4 protein-coding genes are annotated in these 3,758 nt (G+C 71.0%); 2 read left to right on the top strand and 2 right to left on the bottom strand.

Going from position 1 to position 3,758, the window contains the following annotated elements:
* The coding region (locus tag VE326_03655) for a glycogen debranching enzyme N-terminal domain-containing protein (GenBank protein ID HYJ32290.1) at positions 1 to 1,624 on the bottom strand (1,624 nt) is incomplete at its 3' end.
* Positions 1,625 to 1,811: 187 nt separating this feature from the next.
* Between VE326_03655 and VE326_03660 the strand changes: the two genes are divergently transcribed.
* Complete coding sequence (locus tag VE326_03660; GenBank protein ID HYJ32291.1) at positions 1,812 to 2,462, top strand: hypothetical protein; 651 nt, start codon at positions 1,812 to 1,814, stop codon at positions 2,460 to 2,462.
* Positions 2,463 to 2,513: 51 nt separating this feature from the next.
* Here VE326_03660 and pgl read toward each other — a convergent pair whose 3' ends face one another.
* Positions 2,514 to 3,263, bottom strand: coding sequence for a 6-phosphogluconolactonase (pgl, locus tag VE326_03665; GenBank protein HYJ32292.1), 750 nt, complete (start codon positions 3,261 to 3,263; stop codon positions 2,514 to 2,516).
* 68 nt (positions 3,264 to 3,331) lie between these two features.
* On the opposite strand from pgl, the gene VE326_03670 reads away from it, so the two are divergent.
* Positions 3,332 to 3,758, top strand: a 427-nt coding sequence (locus VE326_03670; GenBank protein ID HYJ32293.1) for an ABC transporter ATP-binding protein, incomplete at its 3' end; no start/stop codon positions are given.

A 3,758-nucleotide genomic window follows, 5' to 3' on the forward strand; every position in this document is an offset into this window, starting at 1 on the left:
GCGACGCGGCTCCATCGTTCCAGAAGCGCCGCTCGAACGAGCCGCGCCCGCGCTGGTACAGGGCCTCCCAGCGCGTCGAGATCTCCGACCCCGCGCGCAGCGCGTTCAGCCAGAGGGCCTGGACCTCGACCGCTTTCCCGATGCGCGGCGCGACGGCCCCGCACGCCTTGTCCATCCAGGTGACGCGAGCGTTCGGCTCGCCCGCGGCCAACAGCCCGTCCTCGTCCATGCGGATCCGGTAGCTCGTTCCCTCGACGTACCAGGGGAGGATCGCCTCGATGGCGCCGCGGAGGGTGTTGCGCTCCGCCGCCGAGAGTCGTCGCCGGCCTTCGGCCGAGGCGCGCAGCAGCTCGTGCGCGGCGACGATGAACCAGAGCGGCGCGTCCACCGAGTCGTACCGCGGCTGGGCGGCGCCTTCGGGGAAGGTCGTGGGGAAGAGCCCACGGGCGAGCGTCGGAACCCAGGGGAGCAGGATCCGCTTCGCGTCGTCGAGCCGTCCCGTCGCGATGCAGAGCCCGCGGACCGCGGCGAACGTCTCGCGGCTGGAGGCGCGCGTTCGCGGGTATCCCGCCGCGACCGCCGTTCCGCTCCCGCCCCGGACGACGTACGACTCGGCGGCGCGAAGAAGCGGCGTCGGGAAGTCCGCGCGCGCGGCGCGCTCGCTCTCGCGCAGCGCTTCCAGCGCCCCCTCGGGATCGCCGCTCGTGGGCCCCACGAACCCGGGCAGTCCCGCGGCCCGCGCGGCGGCGTGCGCTTCCATGGCGCGGAGCCCCTCGGCGGTCGTGAGCACGAGCACCGCCTCGCCGCGGCTCAGGTCGAACCGGAACGCGCCGGGGGAGTGCAGGTCCTCGACGTGGTCGCGTCCGGCGGCGCGATCGGCCTCGTAGAGGAAGTTCTTGTACCAGAAGGGATGGTGTCCGTAATGGCCGTTCGACCCCGCGAGGATCGCCGGGAGACTCTCGTAGGGGCGCCACTCGACCGACGTGTCGCAGCAGACCGCCTCGGCCCGGAAGTGGGGGTTCTCGTGGTGGAGCGCGCGCGCCTCGCGTCCGGAGATCAGCGGCCGGACCATGAGCTGCACGCCGGCCGCGCCGCCGTCCACCACGCTCCAGGTGAGGATGACCCCCGCGGCGCCGCTCACCGTGAAGAGCTGCTGCTCGATGCGGGTGCCGTCCTCCAGGCGAAAGACCCACGTGGGCCACGGATCGGCGGTGAACGACTCGATGCGGCGATGTCCGTCGGGATGAACGACGTCGGGCGCGTAGCGGTGCGAGGTCAGGTCGAAGATGCCGCGCGGGGTGGTGACCCGCGCGTCGAGCCCGTTGACCAGGACCACGGGGCCGCCCTGCGGGCGCGCCGCGAGCAGCAGCGCGTGCGAGCGCCGGGTGCGGATGCCGGAGACCGTGCCCGAGGCGTAGCCTCCCAGCCCATCCGCTTCCAGCCATTCCGCGTAGGGAGGGGGAATGGCCGAGGGCTCGGAGGACGCGCGAGGCGGCGGAAGGGTCTGCGTCGCGCCCTGCGGGGCGCTCTTCGGCCGCGATGGAGGCGAAGGACGGTGCGCCGCATGCTGCGGTCGCTTCTTCGAGGGCACGATGGACTCCCCTGCGGCCGACGTGACGCTCACGACCGGAACGAACCGATACTACTCCGATCCGGTTCCCAGGGAAGACCCTCTCTCGCGAGTGGAGTATAGTTTCCGCGTGAGCAAGAACCGTGCTGTGCGTTTCGCGATGGTTATCGCGGCGGCCCTGGGTCTTGGAGCGGGTACGCGTGCCGAAGCGGCACTCCCCCCGTCAGCCCAGTCGGCCGTGATGAGCTACGCGGAAGAGCTGGCGCGCGTCGAGAACGCCAAGGGGCGGGTCTCGCTGGAGCCGCTCTTCCTCAAGGCCTACGCGCTCCGCCACGACCTGGTGGATCCGGCCTCCTCCGGCGCGCCCTCGCCGGTGGAGGCGCTCAGCGACGCCGAGTTCGTCACGACGCAGGGACACCTTCGCGGCGTGCTCGTGAACCGGGAGGAGGCGGTGTTCGCCGTGCCGGACGCCGCGTTCTTCGAGAAGCTGGGAGAGCGGAAGGGTCGGACCGAGGACCGGCTTCTCTTACGTCTATACCATCGGACGTACGAGAACGGGGCATGGCCCGTCTACGTGCGGCAGCAGACCGACGCGACCGGCTGCACCGATTTCGGTCCCGGCAATCTCACGAAACTGTACGGCGAATGGACCCACTATCAGACGCTCCACCCGGACCGGTACCGCGCCGTCGTGGACGCCGAGATCGAGCGGATCGCCGACGAGCTGACGCATGCCGAGTGCGCCTGCGGTCCCTCGGGGTCGGTCCAGTCGGAGCTTCGCTACTTCGTGCACCGCCACCCCGGAAGCCCGATCGCCCCGGCCGTGCGCGAGCGGCTGAACGAGCTGCTGCACGGAAAGTCCAGGATCCGCTTCAACTGCGTGTCCGGGTAGCCCGGCCCCGCCCTGCAGCCCGAGCCGGCCTCGTGCGGAGCTCCCGCAGGGCTAGTCGGCAGGAGCCCCCGCCGCCTCGCGATCCGCCAGCCAGAGCAACGTTCCCTTCCTTGGATGAAGCCGCTCCGCCGGCAATAGCGGCGGCGTGTGCGGTCCGCGCCTAACGCGGCGCAGCGCCGGAGCTTTCTCGCGCCCCGCGACAAGCACGATCACGTGCGCGGCGTTATTCAGCACCGGCAGGGTCAGGGTGATCCGCCAGGTCTGGGTCGTGTCCACCCAGTTGCCCATCACCAGCCGCTTCTCCTCGTCCAGGGCCTCGGTGCCCGGGAAGATGGAGGCCACGTGCCCGTCCGTGCCCATTCCCAGGAGGATCAGGTCGAAGCGCGGCACGTCGTCGGGCCCCAGGTGGAGGGCCTCGATCAGGCGCGCCTCGTACCGGCTCGCCGCCTCGCGCGCGTCGGGGATCGCCGAGGGAACGGGGTAGACGTTCTCGGGCGGAATCGGCACGCGCTCGATCATGGCGTCGTTCGCCATGCGGTAGTTGTTCTGCGGGTCGTCGGGAGGGACGTGCCGCTCGTCGCCCCAGAAGAGGTGCACGCGCGTCCAGTCCAGCGGCCCGCCGGGCGCTTCCTTCCAGATCTCCGCGATCCGCTCGTACGTCGCCCGTGGGGTGCTGCCGCCCGAAAGGGCGACGTTGAAACGCCCTCGCGCGCGGATCGCCTCGGCCGCGAGGCGCAGGAATTCCTGGCTCGAGGTCCAGGCCAGGGCCGGCGGATCGGATACGACGCGCAACTCGCTCATGGGACTCCCTCGACCGTGGACAACGGCTTCGCCGGGGCGCAGTCTACGGCAGGGAGGGCATCCATCCCATGATCGAAATCCAGGGCCTGGTCCGCCGCTACGGAGCGCTCGAAGCCGTCTCCGGCCTGTCGCTCTCCATCCCCGCCGGCCAGGTGTTCGGCCTCCTCGGCCCCAACGGAGCAGGCAAGTCCACGACGCTCCGCGTCCTCGCCACGCTGATCCGCCCCACCGAGGGGCTGGTCAGGATCAGCGGGTTCGACGTGGTCGCCCGTGCCGACGACGTACGCGCCATCATCGGCTACGTGCCCGAGGGTGCCGAGCTCTACGACGCGCTGACCGGATTCGAGTTTCTCGAGCTGGTCGCCGATCTCCATCGCCTGCCGCGCGACGTGGCGGAGGCGAGGCGGCGGGAGCTGCTCGAATCGTTCGAACTCTGGGACGACGCCGGACGCGCCATCGGCGAGTACTCGAAGGGAATGAAGCAGAAGCTCCTGA

This window comes from Candidatus Binatia bacterium, from assembly GCA_035631035.1.
GTDB lineage: Bacteria > Eisenbacteria > RBG-16-71-46 > SZUA-252 > SZUA-252 > DASQJL01.

Coding starts and splice junctions, on each gene's coding strand:
- VE326_03660 (HYJ32291.1), top strand. CDS start 1,812: ATGAGCTACGCGGAAGAGCTGGCGCGCGTCGAGAACGCCAAGGGGCGG.
- pgl (HYJ32292.1), bottom strand. CDS start 3,263: ATGAGCGAGTTGCGCGTCGTATCCGATCCGCCGGCCCTGGCCTGGACC.